The following is a 19,923-nucleotide window of genomic DNA, read 5'->3' on the forward strand; positions in this document are numbered from 1 at the left end:
TCAAGGCTCCCATTTTACCAATGCTAATTATCTTGATTGCTAGAGGTAGAAGGCATTAAGGTATCAATAGAGGAAAAGGCCGAGCAAGGGACAATAGCCCAACAGAGCGTTATTTCCGGTCACTGAAGTACGAATGTATTTAATTGAATGAATTTGAAGACCCTCGCGCACTCCGTAAAGGGATAGCTCGCTATGTCCAATTTTATAACAACGAACGCCCCCATCAATCTCTTAATGGAGCAAAACCAAACCAATTTTACAATCATAATGTTCAGCCAATCGCATCCTAAAATTACGAGAACACACGAGAGGAGGATATAACTTATTCCTCAAAAAATTGTGTCTTGACAACGGGGAGCATTACAATCACTCCCCATTTACCTGACTCATACTCTTTTACTCATCGATGTAGCATATTGGATGTTAGCTCGTAACGTCTTGCCACGGCTGCTTTGTTTCTGGTTTCCAGAGCTTCCTTTACAACCTGTACCTTAAACTCGTTGGAATATTTCGTCCGTCTCATTTATCATCCTACCCTATTACTTGTAGTATAAACAAAACACACTTTTATTGTCCAAGTTCATTAGGGGGCTTTAGAACTAGCTTCTAAACATGGTAAATGCTAAGAGATGTATAGATTTTTATTAATTCCTTTTAAGAACTCATTACATATATTCAAAAATAAGTAGAAGAATAAAAAGCTTTATCTCTAATTTTCCCAACCTCTTTTACAGTGGTATTCGTCTTCAGCCTTAGAACCATAAGGATTTTTGCTCATTTAAGTTCATTTTATTTTAAGGTATATTTCGGTTGGGAAAATTTTGCGAAACCCCTGGTACTGTAGTAAAATGTGGACATACGGCTTTTGGAAAAGCTTGATTTTACTAGGGGTTTGATAGTAACACGAGGTGTATTGAAACTGGTGTGGGTGATTCCGTGTCCGTCCACCATTTGCCGTTTGATAGTAACACGAGGTGTATTGAAACGGAAAAGTATCAGGCAGACGAATACCGAATCATTCCGTTTGATAGTAACACGAGGTGTATTGAAACAGTTCTTCCATTTCCCAATACTCTTCCGTTTCCGTATGTTTGAAAGTAACACAAGGTATATTGAACTTCGCAAGCTGTCTATCTCCACTTGGAGAGCACGGCTTGATAGTGCCATAAAAATAAATAGGCCATTCCCATTGGGACTGGCCTATTTTACTTACATTAATAGAGTAAATCTCTTTAAACAAATAAATAATGAAAATTTTATTTACAAATCAATTTTGTTTGGTATAATTTAGGGGGTTGATAATTAGAAGAACGTCCTACGTTACGGTTAGAGTTTAAGCAAATGAATAAATTTAAATGCGCCTTGCGCTAGGGTCCTCTTATTTTTTGATGTTTACTGTACTAGTGTACTATTTATTGGAATCCCTTTCAATACTAAAAATTTCTCAACAAAGGAGGTGAAAGAGATGTTTTACGAACTTAAAGCAACCGTGCTATTAAAACAAGAGGTCCATTACTTGCATGTACCGGAGCGAATTGGTTCCTGGATTAGCCGGGCGGCTCTAAATGATCCGGTATTAAAGCAGGAGCATTACTCGACAGGGTATAAGCACATTGTTTATGGGAATCCTTACCCCAGGGAGAAGGACGGTATTTACAAGAAAGACAGGGTTTACGTCATTACGATACGAAGTTCTCTTAACGAGACGTTGCAACGAATAGACAGGTCTTTACATATTTTGCAGGAAGATAACTATTTTCAACTGTTGGCGCTTTCCGGTATTCAAACGAAGAATCCTAGGCATATTCTGGAGTTGGTTACGGTGACTCCGGCTATTGTGACAGTGGATGGTAAACCGTGGGTGCCTGGTGGGAATATTGAATTATTGCTAAGTCGTATCCATGCGAATACTGAGAAGAAATTCCATTCCCTGAACCCCGATCAAAAGGTTCGGCTTGATCACTATTTTGCCCATGGTGTACAGGTGGAGAACTCAAAACCGATTGCGCTTGCATACAAAGGACGTAAACTGCTTGGTAACAAGATCCGGTTATTTATTCAGGAAGATCCCGTGTCCCAACAGTTAGCTCATACAGCACTTGGATCGGGTATTCTGGAGAAAAACTCCGTTCTGGGAGCCGGATTTTGTCTTGCTAAAGAGTTGGATTAATGTGGGAAGGAGGCGATAGTGTGTTAAAAGATATGGCGGAAAGCTATCGATTGGCAGCACGAAAATTTCCCAACCTTATCTTCGACCAACATATGCTTAAGGAAGGATTGTATCTCCGGCTTAGAGTGGACAAAAGTTGGGAAGAACAATCTGAAGCATTTGAAGATAACCACTTGATTATTCAACCAAAAGAGGAGCAGCATCCTGAGAACGTGGACCTTTATGACTGGTTTACAAGGCGGGACTACTATAGTTCCCTTGTTGCCATGAACAAACCTGTGGATAGCAAGAAGCAAATTCACAGTAATAACCCATTCACATTCTATGTTAAGCGGGAAGTATTTTTGGGTGAAAAGCCAGGAAAATTCTCCATGCAAGAGAATGTTACTCGCTTTTTGAATATGACATATCCTGACGAAGTGGAACGCAAATGGAAGGTACTGCTTCCGGCCGGGAAAGTCAAGAATACTCAGGTTATCGAAACATTCTTCATGCAAACAGAATATACAGACGCTTTGCACTACTTAGCAAGTGACTTCAGGCAGAAGTGGATGGAACGAATAACCCATTGGTATGCCAATAATCTAAACGCTCTAACCGATTTTTTGCGACAGATTCCATTCAAAAAATATGTGAAACTATACTTTACTACCGATTTTCCTACATCCTCAGATCAACTTCCTTGTGAGCAAGTATATGCATACGAATATACCCTCTATACTATACCTAAAATTTTCAACAGTAATGATTACAATCAGATGATCGAAGGTACCATTGTTGGCCTTCCCAGTTTTAATATCAGTATGAATAGCAAGAAGCCGTTTCTGGAACATCGGACCATGCGAGTTCAAGTTCCCATTCGCGTATCTTTGGAACAAGCCATGCTGATAAAACAGACAGCAGAGTGGTTAATGAGCAAACCTAAATATACCACCAATAAATTTGCTTATACGTCTGATTTCACGTTTGAACAATCGATAGAACCTGAAGGTACATTTCACATATTTGTGGATGGTAAAGACAATGAAGTAGTCAGTTTTGAAAATGTCCCTTTTCCTTCCGAATTTAATCTATTCATATACCAAAAAAATATACTGCATCTTAGAGATCATGAGGGGAACTTGAAACCCGATAAGGAGCTAAAGAGTACAGAAGAAGTCCAGAAGGCCATCAGCAGCAGTTTCTTCAGAGGTAGAATGAGCGGGCAGTTTCTGTATGACGAACCCAAAGCGAGAAGCAAAGATTTCACCTCGGTTATGGTCGCTTTGTTTATGCAGAGCAAACAGGCTTTCCATGATTGGTTGTTTAAAGGCACTGCAATATCTCTGCGTCCGTTATTCTCACGGCTTACGCTCCGTTTGTTAGAAGAACAGCTTCTGTATGTTGAACCGGCACAGCAGAGTCAGAATAAGAAAGTACTTGATTTAAGGTGGTTAGCAGACGCTTTTAACTTAAGATTATGTATTGCTGACTATTTAAATAAAGAAGGGAGTAGAACGATGACAAACCGGATTACGGAAGTGATGACCTCGCTAAAGCAAAAATTTTCCCAAGATGGGATGAGCGTATGCGGAAATGATGATGAATTTTATTTTCTTACCGGGCAACTAGCTTTTTACTTGAAAAGTCAATCGGAAACCCAAAACAAAACCGGTGATTTGCTAAGCCCCTTTTTAGTAGCTAAACGCAGTGAGCAATTAAAAAAGAAACTGGAAGACGCCTACATTTTACATAAGCATAAAATAAAACTGAATCATGCCAAGTTCAACAAAGCTTTTTCCAATATCTTTGGTTATAAACCGGATGGTCATGAGCTTACAGGAGATGCGAGGGAAATGTTTTTGGCCGGATTATTCGCGGATAATTGGTTCTATGAAAAGCCCGAGAAGAAAAAAAATGACGATAAAGGAGCGGATTATAGTGACTAAAAAAAAGAATCGAGTAGTCGGCTTAATTGGGATCGTAAGCAGAATGGCTAACTGGAATGCAGACTTTAGCGGCAATCCGAAAACAACAAGCAACGGACAACTTTTTGGCAGTGATAAAGCACTCAAATACAGCATCAAGCGGTTGTGGGAGGAACAGGGCAAGAAAGTTCTCTATATTCGTTCCTATAAACTTGGTGGTGGCAAAGGGGAATTGGAAAAGATTCAGCCGAGAGATTTGGCAGAGAGATATGAATATCTATTTGGGGAGGCTGTATCCAAAAGTTCACCTGAGGTGTTGAACCGGTTATTCCAATGTGTGGATGTCATGAACTTCGGCGCTACTTTTGCGGTTAAGGAGCAAAACATTGGTTTGACGGGTCCGGTTCAAATTGGACAAGGCTTTAATAAATATGAGGAATCTAATATTGAAGTTCAAGATATTTTATCTCCTTTTCGGAATTCCAATGAAAAAAGTGAGGACAAGGATGCTACTTCAATCGGGAAGAAAATAACGGCTGACGAATGCCATTATATTTATCCTTTTTCTGTTAATCCGAATTGCTATGACAATTTTGTGGGACTTCCCGGAATGGAAGGTTTTGAAGGGTACAGTGAGGAAGCTTATGAAGCCTTTAAGGAAGGAGCTTTAATCGGAGCGACGATACTGAATACCAACAGCAAATCCGGTGCGGAAAATGCTTTCAGTTTGTTTATTTCCTTTAAAGACGGCTTACCGGCTTATCTTCCTAACTTGGACCCCTATGTGAAAGTATATAAGCAAGAAGGAATGACTGTATACGATCTTTCAGCTATCATTCCAATTTTAAGGGATGTTCAGGCTTATATCGAGAAAATTGAATTATATGTGAATCCTTACGCGACTAAAGTCCAACTTGATTATCCGGGAATTGAAACGTTAAATATTTTTACACGTCAGGAAGTTGCATTAGTATAAAGTAGCCGTAAATTCAAGGCAAGGGAGGGATAACGATTGAGAGCACTTCGTTTTGAATTGAAAGGGGAGACGGCTTTTTTCAAAAAGCCGGATGTGAACGTATACGCCTATTTTACCTACAGTCATATCCATAAAGTTGCCTTATACGGCCTATTTGGTGCGATTATCGGCCTTGGTGGATATTCACAACAATATGAACGCAATCATCCTTTGACATCAAATCGTCGTAAGAACAGTGAAATCAAGGCTGTTTTTCCGGAATTTTATGAAGTTTTCCGAGATACTTCCGTCTGCATTGTGCCCCACGGCGATCGAGGTTATTTCGCGAAAAAGATTCAGATATTTAACAATACGGTTGGTTATGCAAGTCAGGAAGTGGGTGGTGTACTCAATGTAAGAGAGCAGTGGCTGGAGCATCCGCATTGGACGATTTATGTAGCTGAAGATGAAGGAATTCCCCAACCTGTCTTTGATCGATTGGCCGATTATATCCTTCATTCTAAAGCAGAGTACTGCCCTTATTTAGGTAAAAATGATCATCCTGCTTCACTGACCCAACCGGCCCTTGTTGAACTAGAAAAACCAACGAATCCGCCTTTATATATCGATTCCCTTCATCGGAGCGAGTCTATCCGTTACGATCAGGAAGGTGGAGTAAAAGGTGGATTACAAAGCTTTTTTAAAGAATTCATGCCTGTTGGATTAAATGATGCAAACAACGGCTACATGTTGGAACCGCTTGTGTTCACGAACCATGAGATTGATGCGGACACTTTGCAGGAAACAGATTGGGAGAGGCTGTATCTGGATGGAGAGCGTACCCTGTATTTCATCTGAATTTTTTATATTTTATATAAATGATTTTTTGACTGAAGCTTTATATTATTCATAACCGCCAAGTTGGACTAGCTTCTAAGTTCAGCTCGGCGGCCTTTTGTAGGAGGCATTTCATGACGGTTACATATTCTGTATCGATACGGACCTGGATGGTAAGCGAGACAGCGGATCTATTATGGGCACATACCCCGCAAAAAGGACAAAATGCTGCGCCCGAGACTTTGATCCAACATAGTGAATTAGTGATGCAGTTTGCGCAGCAGCTTATGGGGTGCAATGGCGTGAACAGTGCAATAGAAAGAGCGCTTGACCGTTTAAAAATCGACAGTGAAAGCCTGGATACATCCATTCGGGAACGGATTCGCAACTATTTCATTCAGGCCATTTATTTGCATGATTTGGGGAAAGTGAATCCTGCTTATCAGCGGGTAAGATTACGAAATGAGCAAATGGGCGAAATGGGGAAGTTTGGGGATAGTCATCACTCCTTGCTGTCTGCGCTTCTGTATCTCCATATTCATCTGCGTGAGCTTAGAAGCGAGCTTTCACTTGATCCTTATGCATTTTCACCCAACAGAAAACTTAATCGAAGAATGTATAAATTTCTTCGCCATGTTTTATATACATTTGCTTATGTGATCTCACGTCATCATACCTGCTTAACCTATGTGGAAGAACGGCTGGGAGGTCAGTTTACTGAGTTTGAATCCAAACTCTCTGCTTTGCATGAAAGAATTATTCAAAACCCGGAGTATGTCCATTTCTACAAATATAAAAAGGAATTGATAGAGGAAACGTCCCTGTTCAATGATATCATTGCCGATAAAAGAGGGCGGTTAAACCACCTGCATAGTGCTTTTCCGTTTTATATTCTTGTAAAACTGCTATATTCCACGCTGGTAGCATCCGATTTTCGTGCTGCTTATGCTTATTTGGAAGGTAAATCTCCACGTTTTCATTACTTTGGAGAGGATCTTCCTATTCATCCTATGATAAAAGCGTATCGAAATACACCCGTCTATCAAGGTATAGAGCAGTTTCGAAAAAATCCAGAGAGTACAAAGATAAGCCCGATAAACCGTCTGCGATCAGCACTATTTGATGAGACAGAGAACAGATTGCTGGAGCAAATTCAGGAGAATGTATTTTATTTAGAAGCTCCGACTGGCTCCGGGAAGACCAATATGTCTATCCATTTAGCCTTGCAACTATTAAACAGTAATCAAGGCTTAAATAAGCTGATTTATATCTTTCCTTTTAACTCACTGATTGAGCAGACCAAAGAGACGTTAGATCGTATTTTCGACAAGCCGGAACTTGGGAATTATCGGGTGGAGGTTATTAATTCCATTACACCTATGGTAACGAAAGCGGAAGCAGAGGGAGAGCAGAAAGAGCCGGATATTGATTACAGAGCAGTACTTTTGCAGAGGCAATTGCTGCAATATCCGGTCACCCTCACTTCACATGTAAATTTCTTCCATTATTTGTTCGGAACCGGTCGTGAATCTAATCTGGCCTTTGCTCATCTATGCAATAGCGTTATTATCCTGGATGAGATTCAGAGTTACCGTAACGATTTATGGAAGGAAATCATTCATTTCATGCGAGCCTATGCAGATATTTTACATATAAAATTCATCATTATGTCGGCTACACTACCTGAACTTGATTTACTAATGGAACATAAAGAAGCAGAACCGGAGATTAGCACTTGCTTACTTGTTAAGGATCGGAATTTGTATTTTCGGGATCCTTTATTTTGTAACAGAGTCCATTTGCATTTTGATTTATTGAAAAAGGGAAAGATCGACCAAGATGTCCTGATCAAACAGGTATTGGAGGTTCTGGAGGAGCAGAAAGCAAACGGCAAAACAACGCGGCTGCTAATTGAATTTATCAGTAAAAAATCAGCACGCTTATTCTATAAAGAAATCCGACAGCATGTTGGTGAGATTCCTGTCTTTGAGCTGACCGGAGATGACAGCCATTTTTATCGCAAGCGTTTGCTGGAGAAGCTGGGAAAAAACTCTGAAGGGAAATTTTATTTACTGGATGTCATTGTTGTGGCCACGCAGGTTATTGAAGCGGGTGTAGATATTGATATGGATGTTGGGTTTAAAGATATTTCTCTGCTTGATAGTGAGGAGCAATTCCTTGGCCGCATAAATCGATCCTGCTTGCGTGACGATTGCCATGCTTACTTTTTTCATATGGATACGGTAAGGAATATTTACCGAAACGACTGGCGAACTGAATATGATTTACGAGCGGAACCCTACCAACACATGTTAGCGACTAAAGATTTCAGCGGATTTTACCATTTAAGCATGAAAAGAATTAATGATTCCAGGAATAAATCAGATGAAAACAACTGGGAAAAGTTTAAACGAATGATACAGGACCTAGATTATCGGCAAGTAGAAGAGTGGATGACATTAATCAAAGAGAAACAAGTTTCCCTTTTTCTAAATTATGCTCATCAGACTGAGGATGGTTCGATATTAGTGGGGGAAGAGGTCTGGAATCAATATGTGGATCTTATGGAGAACAGAGATATGGATTATGCAGAACGTCAAGTGAAACTATCCCAGATCCGTCAGACGATCAGTTATTTTACGTATACGTATTCTCTGAGCCACGGAGATAAGCCGGGCATTTATGATAGACAACTCGGTTCCCTGTATTATGTTTCAGACGGAACAAGCTATATGGAAACGGATCCGCTTACTCAAACGAAAAAATTCAATAGGGCCCTGTATATGGAGTCTGAGAGGAGTATTCTGTTATGAAGATAACCGGTACGGTTGTGAACTATTATGTTCATTGCCGTAGGCAGTGCTGGTTGGTTGCTCATGGGATGAATTTTGAAGATGATAGTGAGGATGTCCGGATTGGCAGAGTGCAGCACGAAATTCGAAGTGAAGGGAAGAAGAATACCGAAATCGCTATTGAAGGTATTAAAGTGGACAAGCTTACTGATCAATACGTGGTAGAGGTGAAAAAGTCGGATGCCGATGTAGAAGCAACGAAATGGCAGACACTTTATTACTTGTATGTTCTCAGGCAAAAAGGGATGGAACGTCAAGGCAGACTAGAATTTATCGAACGTAACAAGCAGGCAAGTAAGAAGATGGCATTAGAATTGGATATTGAAACGGAACAGGAGTTACTAGTATTGTTGGAAAAAATTGAACAATACTTGCAACAGGAGCAACCGGATCCGCCAGTTCTGGAAAAGAAATGCAAACGTTGCGCTTATTATGCTTATTGTTTTGTTTAAAAGATGGGAGAGTGGGGTTATGTCAAAGTCCGTACCATCAACAAGATATATACGTACACCAGGAACGTTAGGAAGAGAGGACAATTCATTAACGTTCCGCAGTGAGAAAGGGATCGTTCATCTGCCGATTCATGGACTTAAAGAACTGTATTTATTAAATGAAATATCGTTAAATAGCAAACTGTTTTCTTTTTTATCAATGGCGGGAATTACAGTTCATTTTTTTGACTACTACGGCCATTTCAGGGGCACATTTTACCCTAAGGAAGCAAGGGTTAGCGGTAAGGTAAAGCTTCTTCAGGCCAAAGCATGTTTGGAGAGGCGGATGCCGATTGCTATTTCGTTAGTTTATGCGATTGCGTCCAACATTCATGAAGTACTGTATCACTATTACAAACATGGGAATAAAGAGATCAAGCCCTATCTGGATTGGTTGAAAAAAGACGTCCCTCATTTACTTGAGAAGATTCAAGATATTCCCAGGCTGCTCAGTCTGGAAGGGGAGATTTGGAGGCGCTTTTTTGAAACATTTAAGACATTTCTTCCGGATGATTTCAGAATGAGTAAACGAGTGAAGCGGCCACCTGATAATCCACTGAATGCTTTGATCAGCTTTGGCAACACTATTTTGTACACAAAGACCATCTCTCAGATTTATCATACTCATTTGGATCAAACGATCAGTTTTCTGCATGAACCAAGTGATCGTCGTTTCTCGTTAAGCTTGGATCTGTCGGAGCCTTTTAAGCCGCTGATTGTATACAGGACGATCTTTGAAGTTGTGAATAACCGAAGGATTCAGGTAGGGAAACACTTTGAGAAGAAGTATAATTATTGCATATTAAATGAAGCGGGACGAGATGTATTTATTTCTGCATTAGAAGAAAGAATGCAGCAAGTATTTGAACATAAAACACTAAAGCGTAAGTTGAGTTACCTGACGGCGATTAAGTATGATGCATATAAATTGAAAAAACATATTGTAGAGGGGACGCCATTTATGCCATTTTTGGAGAAAGACCGGAGGTAGAAGGAATATGGCTAAAAATTATCATTACGTCATCCTTGTGTACGATATTGGTGAAAAACGGGTGGGCAAAGTATTCAAAATATGTAAGAGATACCTTGTTCACTTTCAGAAATCCGTATTTCGGGGCGAAATTACGCCCTCCAATTTACTGAAATTGAGAAACGATTTGAAGAAGGTTATAGATAAGGATAGCGACTTTATCGCTATTTTTAAAATGACGGGTGACTATGTATTTGATGAAGAAGTTATCGGTGTAAGATCGAACAATCAGGAGTCTTTACTCCTCTAATTTTCCCAACCTCTTTTGCACTATTACTTGGCTTCAGTCTTAGAACCATAAGGGACTTTCACTCATTTAGGTTCGTTTCCTTTTTAAATCCATTTCGGTTGGGAAAATTTTGCGAAACCCTTGGTACTGTAGTAAAATATGCACATATGGCTTTTGGAAAAGCTTGATTTTATTAGGGTTTGACAGTAACACATGGTGTATTGAAACTATTGCCCGCCGCGTGGGCGTCGTACCTGCCCTTGTTTGACAGTAACACATGGTGTATTGAAACTGCAGTAGCGACAGTGTATTCAGCAGTTATAAGTAGGTTTGACAGTAACACATGGTGTATTGAAACTTCACACAGCCCTCCTCAAATTATCCGCCCTTTGGCGTTTGACAGTAACACATGGTGTATTGAAACTGGAGATGAAAGCACTTTGTGAACAAAAAGAATTGGGTTTGACAGTAACACAAGGTGTATTGAAACGGCTGTGGGTGAGCCTGTCAATCACATACTTTGGACTTCTGTTAATAGATTGGACACCTAAAACCGAGAGAATTATGCAGCTAAACAGATCATATGTTCGCATTGATTGGGCGTAAGATACCCGATAGAGGAATGGATTCTTTTTCCATTGTAAAAGCACGTAATGTACTCAAAAATCTTCTCCTTGGCTTCTTTCCTGGTTTTGAATTTGTGCAGGTAAACGAGTTCTTTTTTCAGCACGTTGTGGAACGATTCAATACAGGCGTTATCGTAGCAATTGCCCTTACGGCTCATGTTGCCCGTCATGCCGTATTGTCGTAGCTGCGTTTGATAGTCCGAGGACGCATACTGGCTACCGCGATCCGAATGATGCAACACGGTTCCTTTCGGCCGTTGATGGCGGTACGCCTGATCCAACGCCCTCAGGCAGAGCTCCCTGGTCATTCGCTCGCCCATGTGAAACCCGACGATCTTACGTGTGCACAGGTCTTCCAGACTGGCGAGATAGAGCCATCCTTCGTCAGTCGGAATATACGTGATGTCCGCCATCCAGACCTGATTGGGCTTTTCCGCAGCAAACGATTGATTCAAGACATTTTCCGCTACGGGCAGGTTGTGTTTCGAATTCGTCGTCGCCTTGTACTTCTTAACGGTACGGGATCTCAACCCAAGTTCCTTCATGATACGAGCAACGGTCTTCTGAGAGACGTGAATACCTTGTTTTTTCAATGCATACCACACTTTCGGACTGCCGTACAACTGCCTGGAATCAAAGAAAGTTCTGCGAATCCATCGTTCGAGTTTTTTGCGACGTTTGAGGCGTTCGCTTTCCTTGCGTTTCGTCCATTCGTAATAACCGCTTTTGGAAACGCTGAGCAGAGCGCACATCTTCGTGACACGGAACTGGAAGCGGTGATCATGGATGAATGGATAAATCAGCGCCGGTCTTTTGCGAAGTAGTGCATCGTCTTTTTTAGGATGTCGTTCTCCTCTTCCAGATTGCGAATTCGCTTCTGGAGGTCGCGTAAAGCTTTGTCCTCCGGCTTTAGTTGTCCACTACCAGGGAATGCCTGATTGCCAGCGTTCTTAAATTCCGCGATCCAGCGGTAAAGCGTGTTCTCATGCAAGCCCATTTCCCGGGCTACCTGCGCCACCGATTTTCCCTCTTCCTGGATAAGTCTTACGGATTGAAGTTTGAATTCCTTGTCATACTTTTTCGTCATGTCGGACACCTCGATTATGAATGTTTTTATTGTCGCACTCTCAGTTCTCTGTGTCCAATTTAAAGTCTAGCATCACTTTTTAGCGTTTGACAGTAACACAAGGTGTATTGAAATTGTCGGCAGCAAGAGTTCTGTCGGTTTACGTTGAATGTTGGCAGTAACACAAGGCGGATAAACCCTTAAAGTTGGACACGCACTCACTTAATCTTGCGGTTTCATTAAATTTCATTTAGACTCGAACTACTTTGATCGGAATCGCTTCCACTTGGTTCTGACTGTAAAATATCTCAGGGACCATATCCCTAATACTGGAATGAATTCTGTGTTTGTTATATTCTAACGTTCCATTTCTTGAGTGTGTTGATGAAATAAAACGAGGTAAAAAGTGACTCGTACAAAGAGTTATCAATTTACCTCGTTTTTGGATTGCATATCTATAAGCTTATTTTTGCATTATAAAACCATTTCTCATCATACTTTGGTGTATGAATTCCCTATATTGGATAATAGCAATTATTATTCAGAATAATTCAATTGAGGATGCCTTTGTTCCATGTGAGTACGCCTTTGTTCCATATCCATATGAGGATGCCTTTGTTCCATGTGAGTACACATTTGCTTCATATCCATATGAGGATGTCTTTGTTCCATGCGAGTAGGCATTCGCTCCATATCCATATAAGGATACCTTTGTTCCATATCAGGGATCATTTCCTTTGAAGAGTAAGGCTTTGCCTCCGAAGCATATACTGCTGTACCGATTCCTAGTGCCAATATCGCCACTCCAATTATCCCAGAAAACTAGATTTCATTTGATTCACCTCCTTTCGCAGTCACTTTAAGACTTCGTGAAACCCGCAATCATAAAAACCCCAAAAAAACACTAATAGCTTAATGGACCGTATCCATTTTCTAACTTAAATAAAAAGATTAATGCCGGATTTATCTGCTTTGCCTAAATAATAACCGACTCCTCCGACGCGTACACCATCGATCAGCTCTTCTTTCTTGATGCCCATTACGTCCATGGACATTTGGCAGGCTACGATTTCAACACCTTGCTGTAAGGCTGTTTCCATTAACTCCTCCAGGGAAGATACGTTGTTCTTTTTCATGACAGAACGGATCATTTTGGCTCCCATTCCCATCATATTCATTTTTGATAGGGCAAGTTTGCGGCTTCCACGCGGCATCATGGCCCCGAACATTTTACCGATCAAGCTCTTCGAAACGGGAATCTTTTCGCTTTTCCGAATGATATTCAGGCCCCAAAAGGTGAAAAATATCGTTACCTTTTTACCGGAAGAAGCTGCACCGTTAGCGATAATAAACGAGGCAATGGCTTTATCCAGGTCGCCGCTGAACACAACCATGGTACTGTTTTCCGGTATTGGAGTCTGACTTGTTGTCTTCTCAACGGGCGCTGCAGAAGTAGATTCTTTTTGTATATAAGCCTCGACCGTGCCGTCATTAAGTTTGGAGATTTGCAGCAGCGGGTTGCCGCACATACCGGCCCATGCCTGGATATCTTCGTAAAATCCCGGATCGGATGCTGTTACTTTCAAAACCTGTCCGTCTTGAAGCCGGTCCATCTGCTGCTTCACCTGGATTAATGGCCCCGGGCAGCATAGTCCGCAAGCGTCCAGACTTTCGTCGAAGGAGAGCGGTTGTTTGGCAGAAGATGTATGGTCCTGCTGTTCCCAGCGATGCGAGAGATAAACTGTTTCTGATTCCGTTTCTGATTGCAATCTGGACGGAGTGACAGGAGGCTTTACTTTCCCGGGCTTAAATTGTGCCATCTGATAGATCTTGTATCCACCTGTTAAATTTTTCACTTTGAATCCGTGCTGGATCAAAATCCGCGAAGCCGTATATCCTCTTAATCCCACCTGGCAGTACACCCAAATTTCCTTGTTCGGGTCCAACTCATGCATACGGCTGCGAAGATCATCTATAGAAATCGATAGCGATCCTTCAATGTGGCCGTTTCGGTGTTCCATTTCCGTCCGCACATCGACCAATATAGTCGTTTCCTTGTTTCGCTTTAGCAGATCACCCGGTGTAAACACTTCTGTCCTGCCGGCAAGGATGTTCTCAGCTGTATACCCTGCCATATTTACCGGATCTTTGGCCGAAGAATAGGGGGGAGCGTACGCAAGCTCCAGCTCTGTCAAGTCTGTTACGGTTCCCCGCAGACGAATTACGGTTGCGATATCATCGATCCGTTTGTCCACACCATCATAGCCGACGATTTGGCTGCCCAGGACGGTTCCTTTGTCATTAAAGATCAGCTTGATCGTAAGGGGGGCAGCACCCGGATAATACGATGCATGTGAATTCGGGTGAACATAGTTTACTTTGTAAGGAAGCCCCAGTTTTTGCAGTGTTTTCTCATTGCTGCCTGTTGCGGCGCCGGTTAGCCCGAATACTTTAAGGATAGAAGTACCCTGCGATCCCTCATAAATGGTATCAAGACCACAAATGTTATCTGCTGCGATCCTGCCCTGTTTATTCGCGGGTCCTGCCAGCGGAATCGCCGTTTTCTGCTTGGTTACAAAATCGGTGATTTCGACCGCGTCACCAACTGCATAGACGCCGTCAAGATTGGTTTCAAGCTTATTATTTACTATAATATGGCCTTTTGGTCCGAGTTCAAGCCCGCTGTCCCGGAGAAATGCAGTATCTGGTGAAACCCCGATAGCGAGTATGACGATGTCGCTTTGCAGTACCGATCCGTTTGCCAAGACGGTTTCGATGTAATTGTCTTTGTCGTGAAACGACTGGACACTATTTTCTATAATCAGGCGTACACCCTGTTCTTCAAGTTCTTTTGATAATACCCCGGCCATTTCCGGATCAAACGGCGCAAGAATTTGCAGTCCCGCCTCCACAAGGGTGACATCCAGACCGATTTCACGCAAGTTTTCAGCCATTTCCACACCGATAAAACCGCCGCCGATAACAACGGCTGAACGGGTACCTTCTTCCGTCACTGAAGCTTTGATCCGGTCGGTATCCGGGATATTGCGAAGTGTATGAATACGAACACTGTCGATTCCCGGCAGTGGGGGACGGACTGGCTTTGCCCCTGGCGAAAGAATAAGATAATCGTAGGTTTCTTCGTAAACTCCCCGTTCTTTGCTTTGTACACGTATGGTTTTAGTATGAGGATCGATACCAGTCACTTCACTGTTTACACGCACGTCAATATTGAAACGCCGCCGCATTGCCTCCGGCGTTTGGACGAACAGTTTTTCCCTGTCTTGAATCGTATCTCCGATATAATAAGGAAGTCCGCAGTTAGCAAACGAAACATATTCTCCTTTTTCAAACATGACAATTTCAGTATCTTCATCCAGCCTGCGCAGCCTTGCGGCCGCAGATGCGCCTCCTGCCACACCGCCGACGATAAGCACTTTTTTATTCATGATGACTCCTCCCTGAAGAAAATTTGCACCAGTTGTTTAACCTTTTCATTTTCGACGCTGTAGTTTATCTCCAGTCCGGTACGGTGTGCTGCTACAATGCCCAAGGCGCGCAGCTTCTGAAGATGCTGTGAGACGGTGGACTGCGGAAGCCCCAGGCAATTTTGCATGAAAGAAACGTTGCAGCTCCCCTTTTCCATCAGCCCTTTGACGATACACAGGCGAACCGGATGGGCTAAAGCCTTCAATAGTTCGGCAGCTTCGTTATACCTTTCGAAATCGTTATTCATGGATAACCTCCTGTACTGGAAAATCAATATATTAATATATTACGATATAATGATTTAGAAATCAATAGAGCGTTTAGAGCGTGGATAGGTTAGGCAATAAAAAAGAGCCTGGATATCGGCTCTTTCGATAATTTTTATGTTGCGTTTTTCACTATTTCCGGGGAGTTCCCAGCTACACCTAAAGCAAGATTTGGGCTAAGCTAATATTTAGGCTAACAATGTTCACTTCCCTATATCCTACATAATGGTATCTATAGGAAAGTGTGAATTAAATCCAGTACATCGTCAATAATTTCTTGTGGTACTTTTTCCCGAACTTCTGCCTTTCTTGCCTTCCAATCCAAGCTTTTTACTTGATGAGCCAAAACAACACCTTCGGTCATAAGATCGGAAGGGAGGGGAACTTCATATGGATAATTCCTAACGGTTCTTGTAATAGGGCATACAACTATAAAGCCTGTTACCCTATTGAATGATGTAGGAGAGACAACAAGGCCTGGTCTTCTTCCGGCTTGTTCATGTCCAATCTGCGGGTTAAAATCCATATAGACAATGTCGCCTTGGTCTGGGGCTCTCTTTACCAAACCTCGTTCCCCTCCGGTTTTCCAAAGTCAATTTCCTCATGATGGTTACCGTCTGTTATTTTTGCCAGTAATTCTTCAAGAGTTGGCTTACGTTTTTTAGGTTTTATAGTTAGTGTACTATCCATGATGCTTAATTCAACTTCAGAACCCTCTTTTATGTTTAGGCTTTCTGCCAGGTTACTTGGAATGCGGATTGCGAGACTATTTCCCCATTTGCTCACAATTGTGCTCATTACACTCATCCTTTCCCTGTCTTTACCCATATTATAACATCCTTCCATCCAAGTGTATATACTTAGTGTATACATAACCAAGGTATGTCATACATCAAAATGTTGTGCATAAAATCTTTTAAACTACGGAACAAATTCTGAGTTTTTATATGAATTAAGAATTGATCTTTTCTAGTGAACGATTCGTTATGAAAAATAAAATCTATCTCTAGCATACTTACAAAACGACTCGGAACCCTACTGGGAATTTTCCTTTTGTTCACTATTTGTACTATTCTTTATCTTGATTTACCAATAATTGACTATTATGGTTGTATTGTAAAATATATTTTATCTGGAGGTTATCCTATGAAAATTCTAAGTAAAGCTTTGCTATCATCCATTGCAGCATTCGGACTGCTGGCCGGTTCTGTTTCCACCCAAACTCCGGGCCAGCAAGCTATCACGTCTCAACAGGCCGGAGTTAAGTCTACCATAGTTAATCCGCTTATTAAGCTAAAAGTAGGCTGGTCTACTTGGATAGGCATGCCAGGCTCAAAAGTAGTCCTTGTCAGCGGTGAAGGTGTAGTTAGTCTGGACCAATACGGAAAAGTGGTGGGTTTGAGCCCCGGTAATGCTACCGTATATAATTATGCTGCAGACGGAAACCTCTACATCAACCATATTCAAGTAACTTATTAAGTCTGGTTTAAAAAGATGTAAATAAGAAGAAGCTGTAGCTGAGTTTCTTTTTTGATAAGACAGACCGTTCCCGGAATGAACTGCACCCCGTCAAGTAGACAGTACAAATTGGATGGGCTACACTAAGTTGGACAGAAAAATTAAGGGCTAGTAGAATAAACATATTATTATAGGGAGCGGATCTACTATGCCAAGACAAAGACGTACATTCACAGATGATTTCAAGAGACAAATGGTCCAACTTCACGAGAATGGAAAATCAAGAGCAGCCATTATAAATGAGTATGAACTGAGTGCATCTGCATTGAATCGCTGGATCAAGCAAGCAAATCAGTCAGGATCCTTCTCTGAGAAGGATAACCGTTCTCTAGAAGAGAATGAACTTATTGCATTGCGAAAAGAAAATCAACGTCTTAAGATGGAAGTCGATATTTTAAAGCAAGCAGCGCTGATCATGGGACGAAAGTAAATGTCATGAAGCGTAATCGTGACAAATACTCGGTATCAGCAATGTGCGACGTCCTACAAATCTCTAGAAGTACGTACTATTATGAAGCCAAAGAGCGTCAGAATGAAGACCATGTAACCCATCATATCGTTGAAATCTTTGAAAAAAATCGGAAAGCATACGGTACAAGAAAGATTAAAGCAAAACTTCATGAACGTGGAGTCATCGTATCCAGACGCCGAATTGGCCGTATTATGAAGGAACAGGGCCTTGTTTCCACGTACACGGTGGCTCAATACAAACCACACAAAGCCGCATGTAACGGAATCGCAACAGCCTAATGAACTGAACCGTAAGTTCGAGCAGTCTGAAGCTAAGCGTGTTGTTGTAAGCGATCTAACGTATGTCAAAGTTAAAAATAGATGGCACTACATCTGTATATTTGTCGATCTTTTCAATCGAGAGATCATTGGCTCCAGCGCAGGCCCGAAAAAGAACGCAGCTCTAGTCGCGCGTGCCTTTTCCTCTGTACAAGGAGACTTACGACAAATTCAATTGTTTCATACAGATCGTGGCAGTGAATTCAAAAATAAATTGATTGATGAGACGCTTGCTACGTTCCAGATTGGTCGATCTTTAAGTATGAAAGGTTGTCATTATGATAACGCCGTTGCTGAAGCTGCGTTTAAAGTTATGAAGACCGAATTCATTAGTCAGATGAACTTTCAAAGTTTACAGCATCTAATATTGGAGCTCAATGATTACATAAATTGGTATAACAGGCATCGCATTCATGGAACCCTGGGCTATATGAGCCCGATAAATTACAGAAGATTATCCCTTAAAAAAGCTGTCTAATTTTATGTTGACAATCCAGTGCCCGAAAACGTAAGACACAATCGTATTGTCATAGAGGTCTAAAACGGCGCTTAAATACGCCTTTTGACCGTGACCATATTTGAATTCCGTTACATCCGTTACCCATTCTCATTCGGCTTTGTCGCAGCGAATTCACGGTTCAACAGGTTCTCAGCCACGTGTTGAGGAGTTGACGATGCATATTTCTTTCGTCTTCTGCGAATCACCGACTGAATGCCTCTTTAGCTTCATGAGGCGCTGGATGCGTTTGTGGTTAATCCGCTGCTGTGTTTCTCCTGTTCACGTACACTGGGCTTACGTTTTAGCCATTTGTAATAGCTTGATCGCGGAATCTCTACAATTTCACACAGCGTTTTTATGCTGAATTTCCCGTCTTGCAGAACCGTTTGTATGGCGAGATAGATATTTTCTTGACGTACTTGACTTAGCGTCCCCTTCTTTCGAGTTCCTCTAACTTTTTTAAGAGTGCATTCTCCGCTCGTAGACGTTCAATTTCTGTCTCCATCTTCTTCATCGCAAGCTTCTGGCGGTCGGCGTCGGTTAATTCTTCTTCTGCTTTCTTACGTCCTCGGCCATCGTTCTTGCCCACCGTCCTGATATTTCTTCACCTGGTATACCTGTTGGTAGGAAGCCTGATACTGCTCCGCTGTCTTCCTATAGTCCTGGTTATGTGTCAGACAATATTGAACAATCTCCAACCGTTCCTGCCAGGTTGTCTTACGTCCCTTCGTCATATCTTTTACTCCCCCTTGATAGGCCTTTAAGCTGCTATGACTATTATACTTCTTCACCCAGTTCGATAGCTGTGTTCTGCTCGCAATCTTGTATTTATCAATGATGTCGTATTGGGATAATTCCCCCTTAAGGTAATCCAACACTGCCTGAAGCTTAAGTTCTGCAGAATAGCTGCGGTTCTTTGTCCGAACTTCTAGTCCTTCCAAACCATAGACGTTATATCGGCGTGGCCATTTCACCAGGGTTGATTTCGATATCCCATACTTATACGCCACGCCCAAGCTCACCACTTTCGATTTTTTCGATCATGGCGAATTTCTCCTTCGCCTGTCTACTATGAGGGGAGCATATCATTTCAGAACGGTCTGTTTCCTTTTGTTTACCCATGGGACCTATGATTGAAAGAATAGAAAAAACGTGTGTTTCTCAACGTCTGAATCTCCTGAAGCGGAGCGTTTTTATAC

18 protein-coding genes, 1 pseudogene and 1 CRISPR repeat array are annotated in these 19,923 nt (G+C 41.7%); of the genes and pseudogenes, 11 read left to right on the plus strand and 8 right to left on the minus strand.

Features of this window, described 5'->3' with window-relative positions:
- Positions 1-143 precede the first annotated feature (143 nt).
- A complete protein-coding gene (locus tag BXP28_RS24850; protein ID WP_096761160.1) occupies positions 144-290 on the plus strand; it encodes an integrase core domain-containing protein in 147 nt (48 codons plus the stop codon).
- Between the two features lie 110 nt (positions 291-400).
- Here the strand turns inward: BXP28_RS24850 and BXP28_RS24855 are convergent, their stop codons facing one another.
- Positions 401-523: a transposase gene (locus BXP28_RS24855; RefSeq protein WP_096761161.1), complete on the minus strand. Its 123-nt coding sequence runs from the start codon at positions 521-523 to the stop codon at positions 401-403.
- 942 nt (positions 524-1,465) lie between these two features.
- On the opposite strand from BXP28_RS24855, the gene BXP28_RS01340 reads away from it, so the two are divergent.
- From BXP28_RS01340 to cas2, 8 genes are all read left to right on the plus strand, one after another.
- Positions 1,466-2,170, plus strand: coding sequence for a hypothetical protein (locus tag BXP28_RS01340; RefSeq protein WP_023484744.1), 705 nt, complete (start codon positions 1,466-1,468; stop codon positions 2,168-2,170).
- A gap of 20 nt (positions 2,171-2,190) precedes the next feature.
- Positions 2,191-4,098, plus strand: coding sequence for a hypothetical protein (locus BXP28_RS01345; RefSeq protein ID WP_036658176.1), 1,908 nt, complete (start codon positions 2,191-2,193; stop codon positions 4,096-4,098).
- Positions 4,091-5,053, plus strand: coding sequence for a type I CRISPR-associated protein Cas7 (locus tag BXP28_RS01350; RefSeq protein ID WP_036658179.1), 963 nt, complete (start codon positions 4,091-4,093; stop codon positions 5,051-5,053). Before BXP28_RS01345 ends, BXP28_RS01350 begins: the two co-directional genes overlap by 8 nt.
- A gap of 36 nt (positions 5,054-5,089) precedes the next feature.
- The gene (gene cas5b / locus BXP28_RS01355; RefSeq protein WP_023484747.1) at positions 5,090-5,890 is read left to right on the plus strand and encodes a type I-B CRISPR-associated protein Cas5b; all 801 of its coding nucleotides are present in this window, start codon (positions 5,090-5,092) and stop codon (positions 5,888-5,890) included.
- A gap of 113 nt (positions 5,891-6,003) precedes the next feature.
- Positions 6,004-8,682: a CRISPR-associated helicase/endonuclease Cas3 gene (locus tag BXP28_RS01360; RefSeq protein ID WP_036658181.1), complete on the plus strand. Its 2,679-nt coding sequence runs from the start codon at positions 6,004-6,006 to the stop codon at positions 8,680-8,682.
- Positions 8,679-9,173 (plus strand): CRISPR-associated protein Cas4, encoded by a 495-nt coding sequence (locus BXP28_RS01365; protein ID WP_023484749.1) that lies wholly within the window; start codon positions 8,679-8,681, stop codon positions 9,171-9,173. The genes BXP28_RS01360 and BXP28_RS01365 overlap by 4 nt, the downstream gene beginning before the upstream one ends.
- 19 nt (positions 9,174-9,192) lie before the next feature.
- Positions 9,193-10,203: a type I-B CRISPR-associated endonuclease Cas1b gene (gene cas1b / locus BXP28_RS01370; protein WP_023484750.1), complete on the plus strand. Its 1,011-nt coding sequence runs from the start codon at positions 9,193-9,195 to the stop codon at positions 10,201-10,203.
- A gap of 7 nt (positions 10,204-10,210) precedes the next feature.
- Entirely contained in the window at positions 10,211-10,492 is a 282-nt protein-coding gene (cas2, locus tag BXP28_RS01375; protein ID WP_023484751.1) for a CRISPR-associated endonuclease Cas2, read from the plus strand.
- 177 nt (positions 10,493-10,669) lie between these two features.
- Positions 10,670-10,962: a CRISPR direct-repeat array (repeat unit 31 nt; unit sequence GTTTGACAGTAACACATGGTGTATTGAAACT).
- Between the two features lie 71 nt (positions 10,963-11,033).
- Here the strand turns inward: cas2 and BXP28_RS01380 are convergent.
- The 6 genes from BXP28_RS01380 to BXP28_RS01405 all read right to left on the minus strand — a co-directional run bounded on the left by BXP28_RS01380 (position 11,034) and on the right by BXP28_RS01405 (position 16,725).
- A protein-coding gene (locus BXP28_RS01380; RefSeq protein WP_202973274.1) for an IS3 family transposase occupies positions 11,034-12,184 on the minus strand; the annotation gives its coding sequence in 2 pieces (ribosomal slippage) (positions 11,034-11,929 and positions 11,929-12,184; 1,152 coding nt in all).
- Between the two features lie 516 nt (positions 12,185-12,700).
- Positions 12,701-12,958, minus strand: a complete 258-nt coding sequence (locus BXP28_RS01385) for a hypothetical protein (RefSeq protein ID WP_077584850.1) — start codon at positions 12,956-12,958, stop codon at positions 12,701-12,703.
- A gap of 143 nt (positions 12,959-13,101) precedes the next feature.
- Positions 13,102-15,612, minus strand: a complete 2,511-nt coding sequence (locus BXP28_RS01390; protein ID WP_023483431.1) for a DsrE/DsrF/DrsH-like family protein — start codon at positions 15,610-15,612, stop codon at positions 13,102-13,104.
- Entirely contained in the window at positions 15,609-15,899 is a 291-nt protein-coding gene (locus BXP28_RS01395; protein ID WP_023483432.1) for an ArsR/SmtB family transcription factor, read from the minus strand. Before BXP28_RS01395 ends, BXP28_RS01390 begins: the two co-directional genes overlap by 4 nt.
- 251 nt (positions 15,900-16,150) lie before the next feature.
- A complete protein-coding gene (locus BXP28_RS01400; RefSeq protein ID WP_023483433.1) occupies positions 16,151-16,444 on the minus strand; it encodes a type II toxin-antitoxin system PemK/MazF family toxin in 294 nt (97 codons plus the stop codon).
- Between the two features lie 32 nt (positions 16,445-16,476).
- A complete protein-coding gene (locus BXP28_RS01405) occupies positions 16,477-16,725 on the minus strand; it encodes an AbrB/MazE/SpoVT family DNA-binding domain-containing protein (protein ID WP_374049731.1) in 249 nt (82 codons plus the stop codon).
- 339 nt (positions 16,726-17,064) lie between these two features.
- On the opposite strand from BXP28_RS01405, the gene BXP28_RS01410 reads away from it, so the two are divergent.
- A complete protein-coding gene (locus tag BXP28_RS01410) occupies positions 17,065-17,397 on the plus strand; it encodes a BLB8/JUQZ-1 family protein (protein ID WP_023483434.1) in 333 nt (110 codons plus the stop codon).
- A gap of 187 nt (positions 17,398-17,584) precedes the next feature.
- Positions 17,585-18,703: pseudogene (locus BXP28_RS01415) on the plus strand (IS3 family transposase).
- Positions 18,704-19,284: 581 nt separating this feature from the next.
- Here BXP28_RS01415 and BXP28_RS01420 read toward each other — a convergent pair.
- Positions 19,285-19,734 carry a helix-turn-helix domain-containing protein gene (locus tag BXP28_RS01420; protein ID WP_152532860.1) on the minus strand — a complete coding sequence of 150 codons (450 nt, stop codon included), beginning with the start codon at positions 19,732-19,734 and terminating at the stop codon, positions 19,285-19,287.
- Between the last annotated feature and the right edge of the window lie 189 nt (positions 19,735-19,923).

Source organism: Paenibacillus larvae subsp. larvae, assembly GCF_002003265.1.
Taxonomy (GTDB): Bacteria; Bacillota; Bacilli; order Paenibacillales; family NBRC-103111; genus Paenibacillus_H; species Paenibacillus_H larvae.

Excerpts from the sequence above, each read along its gene's own strand:
- BXP28_RS01400 (WP_023483433.1), bottom strand. The coding sequence starts at position 16,444 with ATGGATTTTAACCCGCAGATTGGACATGAACAAGCCGGAAGAAGACCA.
- BXP28_RS01410 (WP_023483434.1), top strand. The coding sequence starts at position 17,065 with ATGAAAATTCTAAGTAAAGCTTTGCTATCATCCATTGCAGCATTCGGA.
- BXP28_RS24855 (WP_096761161.1), bottom strand. The coding sequence starts at position 523 with ATGAGACGGACGAAATATTCCAACGAGTTTAAGGTACAGGTTGTAAAG.
- BXP28_RS01360 (WP_036658181.1), top strand. The coding sequence starts at position 6,004 with ATGACGGTTACATATTCTGTATCGATACGGACCTGGATGGTAAGCGAG.
- cas2 (WP_023484751.1), top strand. The coding sequence starts at position 10,211 with ATGGCTAAAAATTATCATTACGTCATCCTTGTGTACGATATTGGTGAA.
- BXP28_RS01405 (WP_374049731.1), bottom strand. The coding sequence starts at position 16,725 with ATGAGTGTAATGAGCACAATTGTGAGCAAATGGGGAAATAGTCTCGCA.
- BXP28_RS01365 (WP_023484749.1), top strand. The coding sequence starts at position 8,679 with ATGAAGATAACCGGTACGGTTGTGAACTATTATGTTCATTGCCGTAGG.
- cas1b (WP_023484750.1), top strand. The coding sequence starts at position 9,193 with ATGTCAAAGTCCGTACCATCAACAAGATATATACGTACACCAGGAACG.
- BXP28_RS01390 (WP_023483431.1), bottom strand. The coding sequence starts at position 15,612 with ATGAATAAAAAAGTGCTTATCGTCGGCGGTGTGGCAGGAGGCGCATCT.
- BXP28_RS01340 (WP_023484744.1), top strand. The coding sequence starts at position 1,466 with ATGTTTTACGAACTTAAAGCAACCGTGCTATTAAAACAAGAGGTCCAT.
- BXP28_RS01395 (WP_023483432.1), bottom strand. The coding sequence starts at position 15,899 with ATGAATAACGATTTCGAAAGGTATAACGAAGCTGCCGAACTATTGAAG.